This is a genomic window from Acinetobacter sp. ABJ_C4_1, assembly GCF_044538495.1.
Lineage (GTDB): Bacteria > Pseudomonadota > Gammaproteobacteria > Pseudomonadales > Moraxellaceae > Acinetobacter > Acinetobacter nosocomialis_A.
Map to the genome: position 1 here is coordinate 1 of NZ_JBIUCQ010000001.1, position 24,233 is coordinate 24,233.

The 24,233-nt window shown below is 37.0% G+C and carries 20 protein-coding genes; 12 read left to right on the plus strand and 8 right to left on the minus strand.

Annotated elements, in window-relative coordinates; genetic code table 11:
* The first annotated feature begins 225 nt into the window (after positions 1 to 225).
* On the plus strand, positions 226 to 1,926 hold the full coding sequence (locus ACIF8R_RS00005) for an Hsp70 family protein (RefSeq protein WP_289739252.1): 1,701 nt from the start codon (positions 226 to 228) through the stop codon (positions 1,924 to 1,926).
* 51 nt (positions 1,927 to 1,977) lie between these two features.
* On the opposite strand, the gene ACIF8R_RS00010 is transcribed toward ACIF8R_RS00005, so the two are convergent.
* Both ACIF8R_RS00010 and ACIF8R_RS00015 read right to left on the minus strand, forming a co-directional pair.
* Positions 1,978 to 3,939 carry a molecular chaperone gene (locus ACIF8R_RS00010; RefSeq protein ID WP_396478261.1) on the minus strand — a complete coding sequence of 654 codons (1,962 nt, stop codon included), beginning with the start codon at positions 3,937 to 3,939 and terminating at the stop codon, positions 1,978 to 1,980.
* 214 nt (positions 3,940 to 4,153) lie between these two features.
* The gene (locus tag ACIF8R_RS00015; protein ID WP_396478263.1) at positions 4,154 to 5,389 is read right to left on the minus strand and encodes a pyridoxal phosphate-dependent aminotransferase; all 1,236 of its coding nucleotides are present in this window, start codon (positions 5,387 to 5,389) and stop codon (positions 4,154 to 4,156) included.
* A gap of 208 nt (positions 5,390 to 5,597) precedes the next feature.
* Between ACIF8R_RS00015 and ACIF8R_RS00020 the strand changes: the two genes are divergently transcribed.
* The gene (locus ACIF8R_RS00020) at positions 5,598 to 5,777 is read left to right on the plus strand and encodes a hypothetical protein (protein ID WP_002118942.1); all 180 of its coding nucleotides are present in this window, start codon (positions 5,598 to 5,600) and stop codon (positions 5,775 to 5,777) included.
* A 31-nt stretch (positions 5,778 to 5,808) separates the two neighbouring features.
* On the opposite strand, the gene ACIF8R_RS00025 is transcribed toward ACIF8R_RS00020, so the two are convergent.
* Together ACIF8R_RS00025 and ACIF8R_RS00030 are read right to left on the minus strand one after the other, a co-directional pair.
* Positions 5,809 to 7,245: a diguanylate cyclase domain-containing protein gene (locus tag ACIF8R_RS00025; protein WP_396478265.1), complete on the minus strand. Its 1,437-nt coding sequence runs from the start codon at positions 7,243 to 7,245 to the stop codon at positions 5,809 to 5,811.
* Positions 7,246 to 7,388: 143 nt separating this feature from the next.
* The gene (locus ACIF8R_RS00030) at positions 7,389 to 8,180 is read right to left on the minus strand and encodes a hypothetical protein (protein WP_016804923.1); all 792 of its coding nucleotides are present in this window, start codon (positions 8,178 to 8,180) and stop codon (positions 7,389 to 7,391) included.
* Positions 8,181 to 8,358: 178 nt separating this feature from the next.
* On the opposite strand from ACIF8R_RS00030, the gene uvrB reads away from it, so the two are divergent.
* The 8 genes from uvrB to proB all read left to right on the plus strand — a co-directional run bounded on the left by uvrB (position 8,359) and on the right by proB (position 17,895).
* The gene (gene uvrB, locus ACIF8R_RS00035) at positions 8,359 to 10,380 is read left to right on the plus strand and encodes an excinuclease ABC subunit UvrB (protein ID WP_396478268.1); all 2,022 of its coding nucleotides are present in this window, start codon (positions 8,359 to 8,361) and stop codon (positions 10,378 to 10,380) included.
* 93 nt (positions 10,381 to 10,473) lie between these two features.
* On the plus strand, positions 10,474 to 11,061 hold the full coding sequence (locus ACIF8R_RS00040) for a lipocalin family protein (protein WP_311069413.1): 588 nt from the start codon (positions 10,474 to 10,476) through the stop codon (positions 11,059 to 11,061).
* A 108-nt stretch (positions 11,062 to 11,169) separates the two neighbouring features.
* Positions 11,170 to 12,117 (plus strand): EamA family transporter RarD, encoded by a 948-nt coding sequence (gene rarD, locus ACIF8R_RS00045; RefSeq protein ID WP_396478270.1) that lies wholly within the window; start codon positions 11,170 to 11,172, stop codon positions 12,115 to 12,117.
* 216 nt (positions 12,118 to 12,333) lie between these two features.
* Positions 12,334 to 13,791, plus strand: coding sequence for a glyceraldehyde-3-phosphate dehydrogenase (locus tag ACIF8R_RS00050; RefSeq protein WP_263614343.1), 1,458 nt, complete (start codon positions 12,334 to 12,336; stop codon positions 13,789 to 13,791).
* Positions 13,792 to 13,941: 150 nt separating this feature from the next.
* Complete coding sequence (locus ACIF8R_RS00055; RefSeq protein WP_396478272.1) at positions 13,942 to 14,676, plus strand: MFS transporter; 735 nt, start codon at positions 13,942 to 13,944, stop codon at positions 14,674 to 14,676.
* An 11-nt stretch (positions 14,677 to 14,687) separates the two neighbouring features.
* Positions 14,688 to 15,362, plus strand: coding sequence for a hypothetical protein (locus tag ACIF8R_RS00060; RefSeq protein WP_311069411.1), 675 nt, complete (start codon positions 14,688 to 14,690; stop codon positions 15,360 to 15,362).
* Positions 15,363 to 15,525: 163 nt separating this feature from the next.
* Positions 15,526 to 16,746: an Obg family GTPase CgtA gene (gene cgtA, locus ACIF8R_RS00065; protein ID WP_191010286.1), complete on the plus strand. Its 1,221-nt coding sequence runs from the start codon at positions 15,526 to 15,528 to the stop codon at positions 16,744 to 16,746.
* A 15-nt stretch (positions 16,747 to 16,761) separates the two neighbouring features.
* Positions 16,762 to 17,895: a glutamate 5-kinase gene (gene proB / locus ACIF8R_RS00070; protein ID WP_022575289.1), complete on the plus strand. Its 1,134-nt coding sequence runs from the start codon at positions 16,762 to 16,764 to the stop codon at positions 17,893 to 17,895.
* 25 nt (positions 17,896 to 17,920) lie between these two features.
* On the opposite strand, the gene ACIF8R_RS00075 is transcribed toward proB, so the two are convergent.
* Both ACIF8R_RS00075 and ACIF8R_RS00080 read right to left on the minus strand, forming a co-directional pair.
* The gene (locus tag ACIF8R_RS00075) at positions 17,921 to 18,577 is read right to left on the minus strand and encodes an HAD family hydrolase (protein ID WP_396478274.1); all 657 of its coding nucleotides are present in this window, start codon (positions 18,575 to 18,577) and stop codon (positions 17,921 to 17,923) included.
* Complete coding sequence (locus ACIF8R_RS00080; protein ID WP_396478276.1) at positions 18,544 to 19,752, minus strand: DUF1615 domain-containing protein; 1,209 nt, start codon at positions 19,750 to 19,752, stop codon at positions 18,544 to 18,546. The genes ACIF8R_RS00075 and ACIF8R_RS00080 overlap by 34 nt, the downstream gene beginning before the upstream one ends.
* A gap of 82 nt (positions 19,753 to 19,834) precedes the next feature.
* Between ACIF8R_RS00080 and dusB the strand changes: the two genes are divergently transcribed.
* Positions 19,835 to 20,860 carry a tRNA dihydrouridine synthase DusB gene (gene dusB / locus ACIF8R_RS00085; RefSeq protein WP_396478278.1) on the plus strand — a complete coding sequence of 342 codons (1,026 nt, stop codon included), beginning with the start codon at positions 19,835 to 19,837 and terminating at the stop codon, positions 20,858 to 20,860.
* 43 nt (positions 20,861 to 20,903) lie between these two features.
* Here dusB and ACIF8R_RS00090 read toward each other — a convergent pair whose 3' ends face one another.
* Both ACIF8R_RS00090 and ACIF8R_RS00095 read right to left on the minus strand, forming a co-directional pair.
* The gene (locus ACIF8R_RS00090) at positions 20,904 to 21,950 is read right to left on the minus strand and encodes an NAD(P)H-dependent flavin oxidoreductase (protein WP_396478280.1); all 1,047 of its coding nucleotides are present in this window, start codon (positions 21,948 to 21,950) and stop codon (positions 20,904 to 20,906) included.
* A gap of 111 nt (positions 21,951 to 22,061) precedes the next feature.
* Complete coding sequence (locus ACIF8R_RS00095; protein ID WP_396478282.1) at positions 22,062 to 22,763, minus strand: VIT family protein; 702 nt, start codon at positions 22,761 to 22,763, stop codon at positions 22,062 to 22,064.
* 249 nt (positions 22,764 to 23,012) lie between these two features.
* Here ACIF8R_RS00095 and ACIF8R_RS00100 point away from each other — a divergent pair, with 249 nt between their 5' ends.
* Entirely contained in the window at positions 23,013 to 24,233 is a 1,221-nt protein-coding gene (locus ACIF8R_RS00100) for a tetratricopeptide repeat protein (RefSeq protein ID WP_396478284.1), read from the plus strand.

Below are 24,233 nucleotides of genomic sequence, written 5' to 3' on the forward strand. Positions count from 1 at the left end.
AATTAGAATTATATATAGACCTAATTGCTAAAATTAGGCTTTACAATAAAAAAATTGGAGTTAAAACTATGAGAGAATCTTCGAGTATAGAAGATTAGAAAATAAAAAATTAAATATTCTAATAAAGTTGAATCAATAAGTTTTAATAGTAACTAAAACTCGCCAATATTTATTAAATCGAATAAAATAATTTTAAAATGAATATTTCTAAATTATTGATAGAAAATGATAGATACTAAACCTCTTATAGCAATTGATCTTGGAACCAGTAATTCACTTGTTGGTATTTTTGAAAATGGTCAGTCTAGACTTATTAATAATCCTTATGGTATGAAAACTACACCTTCAGCTATTGCACTGGATGAGCAGGGGCAAATATTAATTGGGCAAGCTGCATTGGAGTTAAGAAGCCGTGGTAAAGAGGTATTAACTAGTTTTAAGCGATTAATGGGGACTTCAAAAAGATTAAAATTAGGTCAACAGAGCTTTTCAGCAGTTGAATTGTCTTCATTGATATTAAAATCTCTTAAAGAGGACGTAGAGCAGGCTTTGCAATGTGAAGTAGAGGATGCTGTGATTACAGTGCCTGCTTACTTTAATGATATACAACGTCAAGCAACTATATCTGCTGCAGAACTTGCTGGTTTAAAAGTTAGTCGACTCATTAATGAACCTACGGCTGCGGCTTTAGCATATGGACTAGGTCAAACGCAGGACAGTTGTTTCCTAATTTTTGATTTAGGTGGGGGAACCTTTGATGTCTCAATTGTTGAGTTGTTTGATGGCATTACTGAAGTGAGAGCTAGTGCAGGAGATAATTATTTAGGTGGAGATGACTTTGTCCAGTTACTAATGAAGCAATACTGGAAACAGTATGCAACTATTTTTGGCTATACTGAAAATACTATTCCATTTGATATTGAAACAGCATTAAGAGCTAGAGCACAACATAGTCTCCATGTTTTAAGTAAAGAAGCAAAAACAGAGTTAATATTTAAATGGAAAGATAAGGAAGCAACTTTAGAAATTACCCAAGAAGAATTCGCAGTATTGGCTGAGCCATTACTGCTTAGATTGCGCCGTCCATTAGAGCGTGCCTTAAGAGATGCTAGGGTTCTGCCTCAACAGGTTGACCAAATTATTATGGTAGGTGGGGCAACACGTATTCCGGTAGTTCGCAAATTGGTAACAAAATTATTTGGCCGTTTTCCCTCGACAAGTGTCCAACCTGATGAAGCAATTGTACGAGGCGCATGTGTACAAGCAGGTTTAAAAGCGAAAGACGTATCATTAAAAGAGATTGTTTTAACAGATGTTTGTCCATTTAGTTTGGGGATAGCGGTGGGAAATGATGGACAGTTTTCACCTATCTTAGAGCGCAATATTGTAATTCCAGCCAGTAAGGTGAATACATATACTGCGATGAATAAAGGACAGAGAGAAATTATTGTTAAGATTTACCAAGGCGAACATCGTCTGTGTAAGGAAAACATTTTTTTAGGTGAGCTCAATGTGCCTTTACCTCCAAATAATGACTATTTATCTATTGAGGTACGATTCTCTTACAATCCAAATGGTATTTTAGAGGTTGATATAGAAGTTCCAAGCACGGGGGAAAAGCTTCAAAAAGTGATTGTTAATCATCAAAATGTGATGAGTGCAGAACAAATAGAGCAGGCGCGTCAACAGTTGCAGGAGTTGAAAATACATCCTCGTGATACTTTAATGAATAAGAGCTTATTATTACGAGCAGAGCGTTTATTTAGTGAATATACAGGAGATTTACGTTTACAGATTGGGGAGCGAACACAACAATTTAATTATATTTTAAATTTGCAGGATCCAAGACAAATACGTGAGGCGCAACAACATTTCGAAGCTTTTCTTAATGAAATTGAAGATTTAAGTTTGTTTGAAGAGTATTAATTTATATCCCCTTGTATGAATTCTTTGTTAGATACATACAAGGGGATATTTTTAGCAGCTAGATAAAATGATTTTTTTTGCTTGAGAGCTTTGATATAAATAATAAATTAATATCAAAGGGATGAGTATGGTGTATAACGTTGCTATACATAAGGCGATGTAGGTTAAATATTTAAGTGTAGAAGAGAGATTCTTGGCACTAAATCCGGTTATTAATATACTTCCTAAAATCAAGCCTGCAGCATACATAAAAGGTTGTGAGGAAGATTTTATAAATAAATAGCTAAAGCCAAAAATCCAAAATAGCCTAAAGAAGATAATACCAATACTTCTATACATTATTTGTTTATCTGTTAAGTTGGTATCTTCTTTATTGTATCCAAAAATATAGAAGAGAGGGCGGAAAGATTCTGGGTAAAATAAGAAACAGATCGGGATCAGACTATAAATTATGAACCAGATATGATCAGGTTCACCAATAATAAGAAAGACAGAAATAAGAAAAATACTAAGAGAGATTAAGCCGATATTGATTATCCATTTATCGACATTAATAAATGCACTTTGCTCTAATCTATTCATATATGGTGTTGCATCTAGCAGCAATGCACTCAGTAGTATAATTGTAGATATAAACCATCCATAACTTAGAAGTTGATGGGGTAAATCTGGAAGCCAAGGGGTCAAACTACAGAGAATAAATCCACTTAAACACCAATATTTAAGATAATAGCCCAATGTTCTTTCATAATCAGGGTGACCTAAAATTTTAGTATTTAATATAGGTTGTAGTATAAATATATATAAGAGGCTAATGCAGACCGTAATTAATAAATTTACTATAATTTGATTATCTGGAGCTATAAGGGAATTAAAAAAGAGAAAGGTTATAGTTATAAATAGTATATTTATAATAGTAAATTTCCAAAAACTGCTTAAACTTTTTAGAAATAAGTAATTAGAGTTAGTTTGGGTGTTAGAAAGCTGAAATTTATCAATAATTTCAACTGTGCTATAGTTTTTTGAAATTTTATTTAAACTTTTTCTTAACTTGAGCATTTTCAATGGATGAAATTTTTTTTCACCAGACAGTTCATTTAATAGTGCAAAATGCTCATTAGGTAATTTTTTTAAGAGTTTGTATTGAGATAAAAAGCTATTTAATTTTTCCTGTAGTAAGCTTGAGTAATAAGATGGATTATATTGATGAATATCATCAGGATAAGTTTCATGCCACAATTCTAGAAACCGAAAATATTCAGGCTGTAAATCATAAATTTCAATTTCTGCTAAAGGGGCTTGGAGTTGATCTTTTATTTCTATTTGTTGATTGAGAGGAATATCATATTTTTGACTAAGTAAATAATTGAATTTATTGAATGTTATATCACTAATATCTTTATTCCATAGTGCATTGCTAACTTCCTCAAGAATTGCTGGAATACTAAGTGCATCTGGTTGAATAGATTCGTTATTGGAAACGGAATATTCGATTTTTTCTTTTTCAATTATTTTCTGATAGTTTGTATCAAAGTTTTCGGCATCTTTTTCTGTAAAGATATAATAAAAATCATCAAGATCATTTTCTTTTAATAAATCTAAAACTTGATTTCTGAAATGGCTGCTAATACTTTTATCTTTATATGCTTCAATTTCATTATTAAAATGAATTAATTCATCGCGTATATTGAAGTTAATGTCTTGAATAAAAATATGATGTTTTAATCTCTTAAGTTTATTTTCAAGTGTTTGATCATTTAAGTCATCTGGATTTGAATTTTGCTGATTAAATGAAGCATTTTCTTCAAATATAGAAAATGAATTATCCGAATCCTCATTTTCATATGTTAAATGTTCTGCTTCGAATTGTGCGATTTCTAACGCCTCTCTGAGACGAATAAATTCTTCTGGCTGGGTATCTTGATCGATTAATTTTAGTTGTTTGGCATAAGCCTTTTTTATTTCTCTCTGGTTATCTGTTGGTTCTATTCCTAATCTTTGCCAAGCGGTCATTTCTTTTACTCAAAGTGCTTTTAATAACGGAAGATTTATTTAATGATACATTTTATCTTAATTTATTATTTTACTATAAAAAGAGAAAGGTTGAAATTAGCAAGCTAGCTAAAAATATTAGCTTCTTATTTTATAATAACTATTTTAAAGGTCGTATAAATCAATATGATAAAAAGGAAGTTTCAGATAGAAACTTCCTTTTTAATTTTACAAATTATTTAGCAGCTTTTTCAGCTTCGATAGATGCAATTGCAGCATCAACACCTTCGATTGATTCAGCAGCTTTTTTGATACGTGCTAACGCATCAACAAGTACTTCATCAGCTGTTGCATATGAAATACGCATGAAGCCGCCTAAACCAAATGCATCACCAGGAACAACTGCTACGCCAGTTTCTTCAAGTAACCATTCAGAGAATTCTGTGCAAGACTTTAAGCCTTTTGCACGAATAAGAGGGCGAATGTTTGCATACGCATAGAATGCACCATCAGCAGGTAAACAAGAGATACCTTTGATGTCATTTAAGCCATTAACTACTAAGTCATGACGACGTTTAAACGCTTCAATCATTGGCTCTAAAACATCTTGTGGACCATTCAATGCAGCTTCAGCAGCAACTTGTGAAATTGAAGTTGGGTTAGAAGTTGATTGAGACTGGATTTTTTTCATTGCACCAATGATTTTTGCTGGGCCGGCTGCATAGCCAATACGCCAACCAGTCATTGCATATGCTTTAGATACACCATTTAAAACAATTGTGCGGTCATATAAATCTGGAGCAACAGTTGCAATGTTGTAGAACTCATCTTCCCAACGAATTGGTTCATACATGTCATCAGAAGCAACAAATACTTGTGGATGACGACGTAAAACTTCTGCTAAAGCTTCTAATTCAGCTTTGCTATAAATCATACCTGTTGGGTTAGATGGGCTGTTTAATACCACTAAACGAGTGTTTGGTGTAATTGCAGCTTCTAATTGTTCAGGTGTAATTTTGAAGCGTTGGTCTTCACCACATTTCACAATAATTGGAGTACCTTCAGCAATAATGACCATATCTGGATAGCTTACCCAGAAAGGTGCTGGAATGATAACTTCATCGCCTTTGTTTAATAGAGCAAGTGCCAAGTTAAAGAAGCTTTGCTTACCACCACATGAAACCAAAATCTGATTCGCTTGATAATCAAGATTATTATCACGCTTAAATTTAGCAATAATTGCTTTTTTTAATCCAGGAGTACCATCTACAGCCGTATATTTGGTGAAACCATTATTAATCGCTTCAATTGCAGCATCTTTGATGTGTTGCGGGGTATCAAAGTCTGGTTCGCCAGCACCTAAACCAATCACGTTCTTGCCAGCAGCTTTAAGCTCAGCAGCTTTGTTAGTTACAGCAAGTGTAGGGGACGGTTTGATAGCATTGACACGATCAGAAAGACGTACGTCCACGGCAATATTCCTCTTATGGGATTAAAAAATAAAAAGCATACTATCTTATCGCAAAAATTAGGCAATTTGCGGATGTGGGTATTTTTAGATGTAAAAAAGTTTAATTTAAGAAAGATCTTGTTGTGGTTTTACTCAATTGAAGCTTTTTTCGAAAGAAATGAGAAAAATCCTTTATAATAAGTCGCAATCGAAATATCGAGACTGAATCATGACTGAGCAACAACCAAAACAGAAAAAGGCTTTGGTGAAATTGCCATTCCCAATGCCGAATGAAAGCAATCAAGCAGATGATGCTGTACACAACCAAGTGCGTCCGAAGCCAGAGCAATATGCAGATAGAACTTGGATGCCACCACGTGGCACGCGCCGTTCTATGGGTAAACGTTAATTTAAAAAAACAGGCAATATGCCTGTTTTTTTTATTGTTGTGGCACTTCTTGATAATAACTTTTTTTCTTTTGATACATATGGTGATCTGCGCGTTTTAGCATATCTTCCACTTGTTCATTTTCTTTTGTGGTTGCATGTCCAATAGCAATACTAATTGGATGGCTTGAGTAATATTGATTATCTATATTGAAAAGCTCCTGAATAGTTTGCAGCATCATTAAAACATTCGCTTCATCAGCGCCAGGCATTAAAATCACAAACTCGTCGCCACCGATTCGAGAAGCTGTATATGCAGTATTTGTGATTGCCTGATTTAAAATATTACCTACACGCCGCAATAAACCATCACCAATATCGTGACCAAGTTGATCATTGGTTTCTTTTAAACCATTCATGTCTAAAAAAATTGAAGAAACAGGGCGAATAATACTGCGATTTAAGCGATTAAGTTCTTCTGTAAAAAAAGCACGGTTATAAAGCTTAGTCAGCACATCATGCTGGCCTAAATATTCTAAATAATTTTCAGCTTTCTTTCGTGCAGTAATATCTGTAAGTGCAACTTGTACCAATCCCCAAGTCTCTTCATAGCCTGGGAATACGGTAAACTGTAGTAAGACATTTCTAATTTGTCCGTCTAAGGCATAATTAACGGCTTCACGCTTGTGGTGAATATTTCCTTGCCAGAGTTCAATCAGCTGTTCTCTAAAAGTTTCCACCATTTCTTCAGCAAAAACTTTATGGGTATTTTTTAAGAGAGTCGTTTTGTCAGGGGCTTTAAATAAATCGAGAGTCGACTGGTTAACATCTAAAATTAGAATATCTTCTATACATTGACGCACAAACTCAGGATGTACATCTAAAAAAGTCCTAAAGTCTTCAATACCTAATAGCCTAAGCTGATCAATTCTATTTTTAATACGGCTAAAATCTTCAACCCAAAGCGAAGTCGGGGAGTAGATAAACATTGACTCTGCTAGGCGTCGATTTTTCTCTTCCTGACGAAGTGCATTTTGATACGGCGTAATGTCTTCGGTGGTAATTAAAATACGGTCAAATGTAGTTTCAGAACCCGGTAAAATTGCTCCACGCAGTTGTACATCAATACGTTTACCAGAGAGCGTGTAATTTATAGTGGTACTTGAAAAATGAGTTTTGCCATTCCATAACGCTTCGAGTTCATGAATATGGGCTTCAAACATTTCTTTTTTAAAAATAAGATTTAAATTGGCACATAATTCTTCTTGGTTTTTTGCTTCAAAAAGTTCTAATACTTTTTGGTTGACCTTAATAATTTTAATTTTATGGGCACATTCGACAATCAAATTTTCATTTTGACTTAGAAAATCATATAGGTCTTCGACCCCCTGATTTCTCCATAGGTCAAATAACTGCTTTACTTCACTGAAGTCCTCAATCCACATTGGAATTGGGGTTAAGTCAAAAATTGAAGAATCTAAAGTTTCCATTTGTTTCTTTAAGTATTCAGTTCGTTTTAAAGTATAATGAGAAAAATTAGGATTTGGGAAAATAATCAGTTTAAATCTTTAGAATAATTAAAATAATGAGAAAGCAGAATTTATCTGCTTTACTCATAAAATATCAAAATAAATTAACGGTTAATTGGGTGGTCGATATTTTTCTCGCCCCGCCATAATTTAATAAAGTCTTGTTCATCGAAATCGTAAAGTTCCATCAGTGCCACAATGACACTAACAAAAATCATTGCGCCTTCTGAGTTACCATGAATATTGAAAATCTTACCATTGAGCTTACCTAAAATATCACTCAATTCGTGATCTCGGCCTCTGCCATAGCGGTCACGAGGGTATAACTCTTCATTTAAGACAATCAGTGCTATCGCTTTTTCAGCATTTGATAAATCAGTTTTATCTAAAGCATCTTCAAAAGAGTCACTGCCGTGATTAAAGTAGAAAATAACTTCATCGTTAATGAAACTTTGAACCATTTTTTGAGTGAGTGTTGGAAACTGTGAAACAGCATTATCTTCAACATACGGTTTAAATGATTCTGGAAAAATCACATTGTGATATATGCCTTTAAAAAGCGGAGCAATTTCGGAAACTTTATAACCTGCGATCCCACATCCTAAAGCAGTTACAAAGTATTTCATTTTAGGGTGATTTTTTGCATAAATTTTAAAGTCTTCAACATAATGCTCGATTTGGGAGAGTGGCATTTGTTGAATATGTTCATTTAAAGTCGGAATTGCAAAGCTTTGTCCAGCCCAGCCACGTCCTACACCTTCTACAGCCCCGAAATGCTGACTGGCAACACGTGCGGCTCCACTACCATGTTGCCCAGCCATATTACTACCGAAGACAAACACTGTATCTTCAGGGAGTTCAGTTACAATACTTTCATCATGATATTGATAGGTCATGGTTATGCTTTTTATCTAATGGATAAGTCCATGTTGCAACCGTTTAAAGCATTGGTCAAGTATCAAGATGCTTAATATTTTCGCTGTAGATTAATCTGGCTACAGACTTTAAATTAGGGAAAAAATCCCCATTAAGTTGCTAGACGATAAATTCAAATTTTTATAAAGAGAGAGAACTGTGAACGAAAATCAACCTTTCGATTTGGTCACTCATTACCAGCCAGCGGGTGATCAGCCACAGGCAATTGAAAAGCTGGTGAATGGTGTCGAAAAAGGTTTTCGTAATCAGTTGCTGTTGGGTGTGACTGGTTCAGGTAAGACCTATACCATGGCAAACGTGATTGCCCAAACACAACGACCAACCATTGTGATGGCGCATAATAAGACTTTGGCAGCCCAGCTTTATGGTGAGTTTAAAGCCTTCTTTCCAAATAATGCAGTTGAGTACTTCGTAAGTTATTACGATTATTATCAACCCGAAGCTTATGTTCCTTCTTCAGATACGTTTATTGAAAAAGACGCAGCAATTAATGACCATATTGACCAGATGCGTTTATCGGCAACACGTGCTTTGTTAGAACGCCGTGATGCAATTATTGTTGCTTCTGTATCTGCTATTTATGGTTTGGGTGACCCAAATGCTTATATGCAAATGTTATTGCATGTGGTGCAGGGTGATCGCGTGAGTCGAGACGAAATCATTCGTCGTTTGGTTGAAATGCAATATACGCGTAATGAGCTTGAGTTCTTACGTGGTACTTATCGAATTCGTGGCGAAATTATTGACATTTTCCCAGCTGAATCTGACCAACATGCGATTCGTATTGAGCTTTTTGATGACGAAGTAGACTCAATTCGCTGGTTTGATCCACTCACCGGTAAGATGGTGCGCAAAGTACCACGTGTTACGATTTATCCAAAAAGCCATTATGTGACACCAAAAGACAACTTAACACGTGCTATTGATACCATTAAGGAAGAACTTCAAGACCAGCTTAAGTTCTTCCGTGAACATGACAAGTTACTTGAAGCTCAGCGTATCGAGCAACGTACTCGCTATGATTTGGAAATGATGCAGCAGTTAGGCTATACCAATGGTATTGAAAACTACTCTCGTCATTTATCGGGCCGTCCTGCAGGCGAAGCCCCACCAACACTATTTGATTATGTACCAGACGATGCTTTACTGATTATTGATGAGTCGCATGTAACGGTTCCTCAAATTGGCGCAATGTATAAAGGTGACCGTTCACGTAAAGAAAACTTAGTGAATTATGGTTTCCGTTTACCAAGTGCGCTTGATAATCGCCCTATGAAATTTGAAGAGTGGGAGCGTATTGTTCCGACCACTATATTTGTGAGCGCAACGCCCGCTAAATACGAATTGGAAAAGTCAGAACAAGTGGTTGAGCAAGTTGTTCGTCCAACAGGTTTGATTGATCCAGAAATTGAAGTTCGCCCAGTACTTACACAAGTCGATGATGTACTTTCTGAAATTAATATTCGTAAGAATTTAAATGAACGTGTGTTGGTGACCACTTTAACTAAACGTATGGCGGAAGATTTAACGTCTTACTTGAAAGAATATGGCGTTAAGGTTGCTTATTTGCACTCAGATATCGATACAGTTGAGCGTGTCAAAATTATTCATGAGTTACGTACAGGTGTATTCGACGTTTTAGTCGGTATTAACTTGCTTCGTGAAGGTTTGGATATGCCTGAGGTTTCTTTAGTTGCTATTTTAGATGCAGATAAAGAGGGCTTTTTACGTTCTGAACGTTCGCTTATTCAGACCATTGGTCGTGCTGCGCGAAATGTGAAAGGTAAAGCAATTTTATATGCAGATAGAATTACCGATTCTATGCAAAAAGCAATTGATGAGACTGAGCGCCGTAGAGCCAAACAAATTGAGTTCAACGAACTACATGGTATTACACCTCGTAGTGCTGTTCGTCAGGTCATCAAAGAAATTGATGCAGGTGAAGTGCTTTCAGATGATCAAATTGATGAGAAGGTATTAGAGCAGGCACAAGCACTAAGTGCTGATGATCGACATATTCTTTCTGATCCTAAATTGTTTAGTAAGCATATTACTAAGCTTGAGAAAGAAATGTTAAAAGCATCTAAAGACTTACAGTTTGAGCAAGCGGCACGTATTCGTGATGAAATTGTTCGTTTAAAAGCGCAAATGTTGCAATAAATGGATACATAACACTACATGATTTGTTTAAAAAACAAGCTAGTGTAGATATTTAAGTTATTTTGTATTCACAACTAAAAGTTGAGGGCAACAATGGCATTTCGAAATAATGTTCCGCAAGCCAGTTGGCGCTTGGCAAAAATTGCATTGGGCGGGATTGTTCTGACTGGTTTGGCTGTCGGAACATATGCCTACGCTCAGCAGAAGCCTTTACCAACTGTCGATAAAGTTGAATTAGACCGTTATTTAGGTGTGTGGTATGAAGTCGCGCGTAAACCTGCTTTTTTCCAAAAAAAATGTGCTTACAACGTATCTGCAACTTACACCTTGAATGAAAATGGAAATATCGTTGTAGATAACCGTTGTTATGATAATCGCAAGCAATTACAGCAATCTATTGGTGAGGCTTTCGTAGTTAATCCACCCTATAACACAAAATTAAAAGTGAGCTTTTTACCTGAAGCTGTAAGGTGGATTCCAGTCATTCGTGGGGATTACTGGATTTTAAAGCTGGATGAAGACTATCAAACAGTTTTAGTTGGGGAGCCTTCCCGCAAGTATCTTTGGGTATTATCTAGAACGCCACACCCGCATAAAGAAGTGATTGACGAATATCTGAATTATGCAAAAACATTAGGATTTGATATTCGTGACGTTATTCATACTGAGCACAAAGAATAAATAAATTCTGCTTAATAAAAAACCATGTCTTCGCATGGTTTTTTCTTTTGTATAGTGGATAAATCAAGTATTGTATCGCTTTATTTTTATTAAAGTATGAAGGGGTTGATGATGTTAAAAGGCGTGATTTTCTCTGTCATGGCATCATTAACTTTCGGTGTGCTTTATTTCTACACTCAATTACTTGGTCAACTCGATAGTGAGCAGACGTTTGGATGGCGTATTATTGCGACTTTGCCATTTTTAACTGTGTTTATGTGGTGGAGTGGTGACTTAAGCCATATTAAAAATATCTATCACCGTATTTTGGCAAAACCTTCTTTTCTCTTATTACTCATCACAACCTCCGTTTTAACGTCGGTACAGTTATGGCTCTTTTTATGGGGACCAATGCACGGCCGTGGTCTACAAGTGTCTTTGGGATATTTCCTTCTACCGCTTGTTTTAGTGTTAGCTGGGAGTGTTTTATATGGCGAAAAAATATCAAAATTTCAATGGGTCGCTATTGTTCTGGCCATAGTTGGTGTAGGTCATGAGATTTTTCGTCTAGGAAGCATTGCTTGGGAAACTGCTTTGGTAGCCATTGGTTATTCCGCTTATTTCTTATTACGTAAGAAAATTAAAACGGATAATTTAGGAGGCTTTTGGTGGGACCTTCTGATTATTATGCCAGTTGCAATCTATCTGACACATACAGGGTTATTGCCATATAGTAAGTTTTTCAATCAGCCGACACTCGGGTTGGTTATTGCAGGATTAGGTGTGCTTAGTGCTATAGGCTTGGGATGTTATATATTGGCAAGCCGTTACTTACCTTTGGTTGTTTTTGGTCTGCTTGGATATCTTGAACCAGTGTTACTTGCTTTAGCATCTTTAGTGCTAGGGGAAAGCATTGGTCAGGAAGAATGGTTTACTTATCTTCCAATCTGGTGTGCTGTTTTCGTACTTGTTTTAGAAGGTGCATTCCATCTATATCAACAGCAACAAAAAGCCAAAAATTTGCAGTTAAATATCGAAAAATATCAAAAAAGATTAAAAAATGATGCTCACGATTAGAGCATCAGAATCTAAAAAGTAAGAAAAAGCAAAAATTTAGCTGCTTTAAACAATAAGATAATAAAAAATAATTATAGGTATTTTATGAATTTATGATGAATTTTAGGAAAATCTAGCCACTAACGTCAGCTTTTGATTCATTCTTGCTAATAATTCCATTACAATTACGGGGTTTTAAAAATCACGCCTAGATATAATTAATTAGAGGACGTATCTGTGAGCAAAGACACTATCATCGCCCTGCACGCTGAACACCAAGGCCGTTGGAAAAACCGTGAAGAAATCGCGGAACGTATGATTGCAGTAATCGGTCAATTATACCGTGAAAAAAATATTGTCGTATCTGTTTACGGTCGCTCTTTAATTAACCGTTCTGTTATTCAAATTTTGAAAACTCACCGTCGTACACGTGTTGTAGATGTTGAGCTTTCTGTTGTAAATACATTCCCAATTTTAGAAGCTTTAGCAAAAGTTGAAAACATTGGTTCTGCAGAAGTTGATATCGGTAAACTTGCAGTTGAATATAAAGAAAAAGGCGGTGATGTTGACGCGTTTGTTGCTCAAGCAGTTGAGTCAATTAAAGGTAGCGCAACTTCTGAACAACCTAAAGACGTAGTTCTTTACGGTTTTGGTCGTATTGGTCGTATCTTAGCTCGTTTAATCATTAGCCAATCAGGTTTAGGTCGTGGTTTAAGCCTTAAAGCGATTGTTGTTCGTAAGTCTTCTGACGGTGACTTAGCAAAACGTGCTTCTTTACTTCGTCGTGACTCAATTCACGGTACTTTCGCTGGTACAATCTCTGTTGATGAAGAAAACGAAGCAATCATTGCGAATGGTAACTTCATTAAAGTGATCTATGCATCTAGCCCAAGTGAAGTAGACTATACACAATACGGTATTGAAAACGCGCTTTTAATCGACAACACTGGTAAATGGCGTGATGCTGAAGGCTTAAGCCAACACTTGAAATGCCCAGGCGTTGCACGTGTTGTATTAACTGCACCAAGTAAAGGCGAAATGAAAAACGTTGTATTTGGTGTAAACAACACTGACATCTTAGATGAAGACAAAATCATCTCTGCTGCAAGTTGTACAACAAATGCAATCACTCCAATTCTTAAAGTATTGGATGACAAATATAAAGTTCTTAACGGTCACGTTGAGACAGTTCACTCATTTACAAATGACCAGAACTTAATCGATAACTACCACAAAGCTGATCGTCGTGGTCGTGCAGCTACATTGAATATGGTTATTACTGAAACTGGTGCTGCTAAAGCTGTTGCTAAAGCATTACCTGCATTAAAAGGTAAGTTAACTGGTAACTCTGTACGTGTTCCTACACCAAACGTATCTCTTGCGATTTTAAACTTAACGCTTGATAAAGAAGTTGATCGTGAAGAAGTGAACGAATACATTCGTCAAATCTCGATTAACTCTAACCTTCAAGGTCAAATCGGTTATACAAACTCTACAGAAGTAGTATCAAGCGACTTTATCGGTTCTCGTACAGCGGGTGTATATGATGCTCAAGCAACGATTACTTCTGGTAACCGCTTAACTGCTTATGTTTGGTACGATAACGAAGTAGGTTATAGCTGCCAAGTATTACGTATCGCTGAACAAATGTGTGGCGTAAGCTATACAAAAATTCCTGCAGAAACTAACGCTTAATTTCATTTAACGTTAGATAAAAGTATGTGACAAAAAGACCCAGTTTAGACTGGGTTTTTTTACAACCGTACAAAATATATGCTGATTATTTTTTAGAAATCAATGAGAATAGGACTTAAGGAACAAAAAGAAATAGTAAAGGGATTGGAATTGCAGCAGTTTAAAAGATTATTAATCGTCTTCTTTTTTATCATCATCGCGAATATATGTGGTGTACTCATCGCCATTTGGGTTTTCAAGCATTTTAATATTTATATTCCGCTGAAAAACCAAGCTGTAGCGATTGATTTACAAGAACCATTGCAGGTGCAAGTTAAAGTAAAAGATGCTTTAAATGTCGATGTAAAAGGCCGAGTAAATGCGAATATTCCTATTAATGAAAAGTTAACGATTCCTCTCACACAGACGTTAACTCCACGTGTCTATTTCGATAATATGGTGCCAATTAGTACCGTTATCCCAGTTAAAGAAACGTTAAAAGTTGATCAAAGCCTACCAATAGACACAAAAGTTCAAGTCAGAGTATTAGGTAGGGATATTACTTTGCCATTAAAAGGTAATATTCCATTAAAGCTTGATGTACCTATTGATATTCAAGTCCCACTTGATCAAAAAGTTCATTTGAAATTTGATGCTCCAGTTAAAACTGTTTTAAAAGAAGATCTTCATATTCCATTAAATGCTCAGTTAAAAACAAACATTCCAATTCAGGGGAGTTTGAATGTACCTGTAAAAACTGCTTTAAATGCTTCGGTAGATGTGAAAAATACGTTGCCAGTTAGAATTGAGCATGGTGAGTTAAAAATACCTTTATCGAGCATGAGCCTTAATCGTGTTAAAGATGATAATGCTACATCTTTACCTGCTCAGAACCAGAAAAAGTAGGTGGGTGGCTTATGTTGGGTTCAATAAAAAGTATGCTCATCAGTTTCTTTCTGATTATGGTACTCACGGCAATTTTATTTTGGCTCTATTTAAACATACAGGCTTCAGTGGTTGTTTCTGCACACGAGTCAGATATTCGATTACCAGAATCACTAGAAACGAAGATCCATGTTGGTAATAACTTACAAGTACAATCTATAGGTAAACTAGATACTTCAATTGATATTGATCGTCAGATTTCGGTGCCATTAAAGGGAAGATATTTGGCTGATTTAGAGTTTGAAGTTGAGACTCCAATTACAGTAAGTGTTGATTATGCGACAACGCTAAAAGTTGATCAGGTCATGCCTTTAGAAACAACCACCGATTTAATTTATCAAAATAAATTACTTCCTAGATTTCCATTAAAATTAAATATCCCCATCAATTTGGATATTCCATTTCAGTTAAAACGTAGTTATACCATTCCCGTTAAAATTGCTTTTAATGGTCCGGTTTATTTTGAGTTTGATGAGTCGGTAAACTTACCCATTAAACATCAGTTTAATCCAAGTTTGAAAATTAACGATGCAATGGAAATGGGTAATATCTCAAGCTTTAATGCGATTATGTATAACTCGGTACAGCACACCAAAGCTAATTTAGATATGAAGATGGATTTGCCTTTACGTAATGTTCATCCTTAAGGGGCAACACATAAAGAGAGGCGATGATCTGCTGTAAATTTTTATCAATATCAAAAGAAATAAAATAAGACCTATGAAAGTAGAATTCTCTCGATTTTCTATTCGAGAATTTTATGAAAATATGGCAGAATAGGCGGTTTTAGAGTTTTTAGAGGATTGGCAAATGCGCTTTGTTGATGAAGCAGTCATTACCGTAGAGGCTGGCGACGGTGGCAATGGCGTAGCCAGTTTTCGCCGTGAAAAATTTGTACCATTTGGTGGCCCAGATGGTGGTGATGGCGGACGTGGTGGAAGTATCTATATTCAAGCTGATGATGATACAAGTACGCTAGTCGATTACCGTTACACCCGTAAATTCCGCGCTGAGCGTGGTAAAAACGGTGCAGGTGCTAACTGTACCGGACGCGGTGGTGAAGATGTGGTTTTAAAAGTACCTGTTGGTACAACAATTGTTGATACAGATTCTGGCGATATTATTGGCGACTTGGTTGAAGACGGCCAAAGAATTCTGGTTGCAGGTGGTGGTGAAGGTGGTTTGGGGAATACTCACTTTAAATCATCAACTAACCGTGCTCCACGTAAATGTACTACGGGTACAAAAGGTGAATTTCGTGAAATTCGTCTTGAGTTGAAAGTATTGGCAGATGTTGGCTTATTAGGTATGCCAAATGCGGGTAAATCTACTTTCATTCGTGCTGTAAGTGCTGCAAAACCAAAAGTGGCAGACTATCCATTTACAACCATGGTTCCAAACTTAGGTGTTGTAGATGCTGACCGTCATCGTTCATTTGTAATGGCCGATATTCCGGGTCTTATTGAAGGTGCAGCAGAGGGTGCAGGTCTAGGAATTCGTTTCCTTAAACACTTGGCACGTACTCGTATTCTGTTACACATCATTGATGTACAACCAATTGATGGTTCAGATCCAGCACATAATGCAAAAGCAATTATGAACGAGTTGGCTAAGTTTTCACCTACTTTGGCGAAACTACCGGTTGTTTTGGTGCTGAATAAACTGGATCAAATTGCTGAAGAAAGCCGTGAAGAATGGTGTCAGCACATTCTAGATGAATTAGAGTGGACTGGTCCTGTCTTTAAGACATCAGGCTTATTAAGCGAAGGAACAAAAGAAGTTGTGTATTACTTGATGGATCAGATTGAACAACAACGTGAACGCGAAGTTGAAGATCCTGAGTACGCAGCAGAAGTAAGAGCTTTCCGTGAACAACTAGAAGTTGAAACACGTGAACAAACCATTGCGGCAAAAGAAGCATATCGTGCGATGCGTCGAGCACAACGTCTCGAAAGTATGATGGACGATGATGACGATTTTGACGATGATGAAGACGACAATGATGTAGAAAGCATCTACGTTCGTGACTAAAAAACCGAGGAAAACATGATAGAAGTGGTCGATGGGCAACGTAAGCTCAGTGAGTGTAAACGAATCGTTGTTAAAATCGGATCATCTTTACTCACAGCAAATGGGCAGGGGCTAGATCTGGAAGCTATTTCGCATTGGGCGAAACAGATTGCAGATTTACACAATGCTGGACACGAAATTATTTTAGTGTCTTCAGGAGCTGTAGCAGAAGGTATGGTTCGTATGAAGCTTGCGAGTCGACCCACCGATCTACCCAGTTTACAAGCATGTGCCGCAATTGGGCAAATGGGCCTAATTCATACATGGTCTAGCGTGCTTGAAAATCATAGTATTCGAACAGCGCAAGTGTTATTAACACATGACGATTTGGCAGATCGCCGTCGTTATTTGAACTCATGCGATGCGTTGCAGAACTTGATTGACTGGCGTGTTATTCCGGTTATCAATGAAAACGATACTGTCTCTACTGACGAGATTCGTTTTGGTGATAATGACACCTTAGCAGCAATGGTTGCTGGTCAAGTACATGCTGATTTACTGATCATTTTAACAGATCAGCAAGGCATGTTTGACTCAGACCCACGCCATAACCCAGATGCAAAGTTGTTATCAACTGTGCGTGCCATGGACGATGTCTTATTTGAAATGGCTGGCGGTGGTGGACTTCTTGGACGAGGTGGCATGGTCACTAAAGTTCGTGCTGCACGTTTAGCTGCCAAGTCAGGCTGTCCAACACTGATTGCTAGTGGTGAAAGTGACAATGTATTGTCACGAGTAATGGCTGGTGAAATGTTAGGTACATTATTCACAACAGATAAAGACCGTATGACAGCACATCAACAGTGGCTTGCTGCACATTTACAAACAGCAGGTCGCTTGGTAATTGATGATGGCGCGGTTGACGCGATTAAATCAAAACATCGCAGTTTACTCCCTGTTGGGGTCAAAACTGTTGAAGGACATTTTGATCGTGGTGATGTGGTTGAATGTGTGGATAAACAAGGCAAACGTATTGCGGTTGGACGAGTAAACTTTAGTTCTCGTTCAGCTGAAATTATTAAAGGCCTTTCTTCAGATAAGGTTTACCAAGTACTTGGAGAAGCCCGTTCGCTTGAAATGATCCATCGTGACCATATGGCGATTTATTAAGTTGTGTTCAATTAAAAAGCTCGCTTTATGCGAGCTTTTTTTGTGGTGTTAATGATGGCAAGATTCGATCTTCACCGACCATAAAAGGATGGGTGGCAAGGCTTAGCATGTCTAAATCTTCTGAAGTATTCCCATAAGCATAAATTTGATAATAATCCTGCAAAGAATACTGTTCATGTATTCTTAACTTCTTTTGTTCATTACTACAATCTGGTGTTGAATAGTAGCCCGTCATGATGCCATTTTTAACTTGAGTTTCAGTACAAATTAATTCGATACCTAGTAATTTGCAAAGTGGAGCAAGATAGATATCAATGGAAGCAGAAACTAATACCACCTGATCACCTAATAGCTGGTGTTGCTGTAATTGTGCAAACATTTCAGGTGAAAGCGTCGAGACGAGCTCTTGTGCATATTCTTCACCTAATCTTTGCAGCTCAATTGCTGGGGTATTGCGGAACATGCTTCGGAACAGCTTAGCTCGCATCGCATGGGCAGGATAAAAATTAAGGTAGTAGGCTTGAATCCATGGCAGGATTTTCAAGCCTTGCTTAACGATGTGGCGCTTAGATAACGCATAAAAGATGAACCCTGTAAAACTGTCTTTACTGCACAAGGTCCCATCAAAATCGAACAGGGCGAGATTTTTTATTGTCTTATTCGTTTCGCTCGTTGCATACATGATTCATATCGTCCGTTTACGCGGGTTGCATACCAGTTAGTATTGTAGTCACGACTTAATTTAGGCCCAGAAATTACCACTTGAGGCATCATGGCATAGATCGGCTCTTTGCCAGTTTTAGCCTTATAAAGTTTAGTTAATGCAATATAAGTTGTTGTACTTTCAAACTTTTTCTCTTTTTCTAACTTCAGGTCATCGCGAAGTTGTCTTGGAGTAATTAAAACATTATTTGCAGTAAATAGCTTCATTAACTCTTTTTCTGACTGACTCTGAACTGCGAGTGGATCACCAGATTTATTGTAAAGTAATAAATCACCATCTAAGGTAAGTTTAGTATCAGTAAGGGCATCAAGCATGCTTTGAAAAGCAGCATTACGGCTAGAGTACATGCCTGAGTTATAATCGGCAAAACGGTAAATGGCCTTATCATAGTCTGCTGGATATACCATCAAGCGGTGAATACCATAATATAAACCACCATATTGCGTATAAAGATCATTTCTAAGGTCTGCAATATTCATGCTAGAACGCTTATGAGCTTTGGCATAATTAATATGAACTTGCATTGAACCCAGTGTAGTGATTGGATTCATTTTCTCGCCAATATCTTGTCCGACCAATTTGGCTGCGCCCGTTAAAGCACTGACATGATAATGTTGAGTCATAAAATCAAAAATTTGGCGATAAAGTAAGTCGAGATCTTTTTCAGTTTTGACTTTACGCATCTGACTCATGTAGTTGTTGTCAGGGGAAGGCTGGGTTTTTAATACTTCTTCGAAGTAGCCTGCGACAGTACCACCAACTTTTTCACCAAGTTTGTCTTCAAACTTTTCATTTAAACGGGTACTGACTTCATCAACTGCTTTTTTACCAAGACCCGGTACCACAGGATTGGCAACAAAATTAGATTCCTGATCTACAATCGCGACAATACTGCAGACATTTTGCTTGGTTTTAGGAATTTTTAATTCCTGCATAATATCTTCAATATCTTTGGCCCATGACTCACGATCATGCACACGCGATGGAATTAACTTTTTAATTTGCTGGCTTTCTAAATCGGGCTCATCATTTTTTGACCACCAGGCTTTATCTCCACAAGCAGCTAAACTCATGCATACGGTGACTACACCGAATGATTTTAATAAAAAACGGGAAGACAACGGTTTGTTCATGGCGAGGAAAGCACCTGCAAAAAAGATGAGCTGATCAAGCGGATGAAGTATACTATGTTGATCATCAATTGTATGAATATATATGTATATTGGTCCCTATCAACTGTCAAATAATTTAATTGTTGCCCCTATGGCCGGCGTCACAGACCGTCCATTTAGAACACTGTGTAAGTATTTTGGTGCGGGTCATGCGGTGAGCGAAATGATGACTGCTGACAAAACTTTGCGGATGACTAAAAAAAGTCTTTATCGTGCGAATTTTGATGGAGAGCTCGCTCCTATTTCTGCACAAATTGCAGGTTCTGATCCTGAGCAGTTGGCTGAGGCTGCCCGTTATCAAGTTGCAAATGGGGCGCAAATTGTTGACATCAATATGGGATGTCCTGCAAAAAAAGTATGTAATAAATTAGCAGGTTCAGCATTATTACAAGATGAGGACTTGGTTGCTCGAATACTGGATGCTGTTGTTGCAGCAGTTGATGTTCCTGTGACGTTAAAAACCCGTTTGGGATTTTTAAATGGCCAAGAAAATATTTTACGGGTAGCAAAACGTGCTGAAGAGGCTGGGATTGCTGCGTTAGCATTGCATGGCCGTACACGTGAAGACATGTATTTAAATACAGCACGTTATGAATTAATCAAACATGTTAAACAGTTAATCAATATTCCAGTAATTGCCAATGGTGACATTGATAGTCCTGAGAAAGCAAAATATGTATTGGACTATACTGGCGCCGATGCAATTATGATTGGGCGGGCTGCACAAGGTCGACCATGGATTTTCCGTGAAATTGCTCATTATTTAAAAACTGGTGAGCATTTGGCTGCTCCCAATATTGAAGAAGTCAAAGATGTACTTTTAGGACATTTGTCTGAGTTATATCAATTTTATGGTGAATATTCCGGATGTCGTATTGCTCGTAAGCATATTGCTTGGTACACCAAAGGCTTACGTTCAAGTAATGAGTTCCGACAAAATATGTATAAAGTTGAAACCACTGCTGAACAAGCATTAGTGGTCGAGAGTTATTTTAATCAATTACTTGCAGAAGGTAATTTGATGAGCGATGTTCAGGTTGAACAAGTTAATTTATTGGCTACTCACTAAAATAAAGCAACCAGTACACGGGCTGGTTGCTTAAAATCTTTATTTATTCATTATCTAGCATTTCAACAACGAGTTGATTGACCAGATCAGATGCGCCTAATTCGCGTATTTGTGCAACATTACTTCCTGCCCAAAATGCACCAAAACCATAGTCATGGTGTTTACTCGCAAGAGCATTGAGCTGCTTTGCTAAATCGTAAGCGTATGGATATTCTGGTTGGGCAGGTCGAGTAGGTGAATCGATTTTGGTATGCCAATGGTTGAATAAACCGCGAGCGGGGCGCCCAGAAAGACTCGCGCTGATTTGCGTTACAGGTTCAGTAAATAATGCTTTGCGATATTCAGCAGAAGCATTTGAAGTTTGACATTGAACAAATGCTGTACCTAACTGGACTGCGGTTGCTCCTAAGCCCAACATATGTTTGGCTTGTAAGCCAGTCATGATGCCACCTGCAGCTACAACCGGAAGCTTGCAATGCTTCACAATCAATTGGACCAAGTCACTGGTTTTAATCGCTGCATCAAAAGTCTGGTTGAAAATTCCTCGATGTCCACCAGCTTCAATACCTTGAGCAACAATAATATCTATATCTGCTGCCTCAATCGCTTGGGCTTCAATCAGGTTGGTAGCCGAAACCATAGTCAAAATACCAGCTTCTTTCAAAGCTTTAATTTGATGTGGATGCGGAATACCAAAATGGAAGCTCACCGCTTTAGGTTTAGTTTCTAAAACAACATTTAAAAAATCATCATTGTCTAAAAAACTTGGATAAATACAGTGCAATTCTTGAGGTGGTTGAACACCAAATTTTTCGAAATGAGGACGTAGATATTCAATCCATTGTTTTGCTTTTTCTAGATTAAGTTCTGTAGATTGATGACAGAAAAAATTAACCTGAAATGAGTTTTCAGTGAGTGCTTGAGTTTTTAAAATTTGTTCACGTGCACTTTGTGGAGTATTTGCTCCCAAGCCTAATGATCCAAGGCCTCCTTGATTTGAAACCTCGGCCGCTAGTTCTGGTGTAGAAACCCCTGCCATGGGAGCCAGAAAAATTGGATGTTTAATTGCAAGTTGTTGTAATAGGCTCATTTTATTCACCTCACTTCTTTCACTTCACCATAACGTGAAAATAGAATGAAGAGCAAATAATATTGGCTATTTAATTTTTAAATATTCTAGAGGACTATTTTAAAAATCTTTTTATAAAGGAGTGACGTTAAATAAAGAACCGATCCAGCTTGAAAAAGCCATTGCTAAAATTCCCCATAACGTAATACGTAAACTACCTTTAAGTTTAGATGTACCTGCAAAATAACTAGAAAGTGCACCTAAAATCGCTAATGAAAGAATACCGGTAGCCAAAACCACAGGCATAATCCATTGATTCGGGCTCAGTAATATAGCGAGCATGGGGAAAAAAGCCCCAAAAGAAAATGATGCAGCAGATGATAATGCAGCTTGTACAGGATTGGCTGCCGTATTTTCATGGATACCTATTTCATCACGGGCATGTGCACCCAATGCATCATGAGTGGTTAGCTGCAAAGCAACTTCTTGAGCTAGTTCTTTAGACAAGCCTCTAGAAATATAAATTTGAGTTAATTCATCTAACTCTTTTTGCGGGTGCCTCGAGAGTTCTTTTGCTTCAATAGCTAAATCAGCTTTTTCAATATCTTCTTGAGATTTTACGGAAATATATTCGCCGGCGGCCATTGATGTAGCCCCAGAAATTAGTCCAGCAATACATGTAATTAATAGAGTATGGGAGTTGGCTCCACTTGCTGCCATGCCCATAATTAAGCTAGTGACAGAAATAATTCCATCATTGGCTCCTAAAACTGAAGCTCTTAACCAACCTGAACGGTGAATTGCATGATGCTCTGTATGATGTGGAAAAGCCATGTGTTTTTCCTTATAAATGTTTTATAAATACTATGAAACTTTACAATTTATTGATCAAAAAATATGTCATCATTATAGGAAATTTAGGGATACTAAAGAATAGATCAATAATAAAAATGGAGACTAACTTATTTATATAAAACATTTTTAACCTAACTTAACGATGTAAATCATTATTTTTAATTATGATATTTATTGATCATTCCAAAAAATTGCCCCTAATAACTCTAATTTACTGTAGAGGTGAAAATGAAAAATAGCAAAACAATAAATTCTATAACGCATTCAATATTACTTATGGGAGCAGTGATCTCTTCTTTAACGGTAGTGAGCATGGACTCTGTTTATGCACAGGACCAAGTAGCTTCAGACTATAAACCTGGAAACCTCATTTATGATAAGTGGGACAGATTTTATAAAATAGAGCAGTCTCAACCCCAAGAAGCAGAAAAAATATTAGTTGAGTTGAGTAAGCTGACCCCTACAGATATTAAAGTCTGGAAAAGCCTTACTTATTTACAAATTCGGCTCGAAAAAAGAGATGAGGCTTTACAGAGTTTAAGGCAAGCAAGAGCTTTAGCTCCTCAAGACGACACTTTAAAATTACAAGAAGCATATTTGCTGAATCAGCAGAAAAAAGACCGTGAAGCATTGGTTTTATTTAAAGAATTAACTTCATCTTCAGATCCAGCAATTGCAGCAAAGGCAACTCAAGCGGTTAAAAATTTAAGTGGGGGTGAGGTTAAACCATATTTTGGTGATATTTATTTTGCACCCTCTTATGAGTCACGTTATGACGATGTTATTTTTCCTTTAAAAGTTCGGTACGGTAAAAACATCGATAACGGACGAGCTCAAGTATATGGCTTTCTTAATTTAAACCGTGATACTAAATCTCAAGGTGGAGTACGACCTGAAATTATTGATGAAAATGCGGTTACTCTTGGGGTAGGTGCAAATTATCAACCGTGGACTTCAATTCCTGTTCGAGCTTATGTCGAAGTTGGAGGAAGTTATGACTTGATTGATCGAAATAGAAAAAAATTTCGTGAAAGTGTTGTAGGCGGTGTAACGGGTTATCAGGAATGGTATTCGCAATCTAACTGTAATCATACACTTTGTTTAGATAATTACTTTACTGACCTCTATGGTAATGTCGCGACTTATTCAAGAGAAGACTATAACGTTATTGGAGATTTACGCTTACGCTCAGGTTTAAATTTATATAAGGGGGACAATGGAACTGTGCAGGCTTATGTGAAATTGCATGGCTTAGCAGACAGTAAAAATGAATATTACAATAATTTATTTGAATATGGCCCAGGGATTTCATGGCAGCCTTTTAACTATCAACCAATAAAACTACGTGTTGAACGTCTATATGGCAACTATTTTAAAGACGTGCCTATTAATACAAAAGATCATTACAACAATACCCGAGTAGAACTTGTTTTTTATAAGGACTTCTAA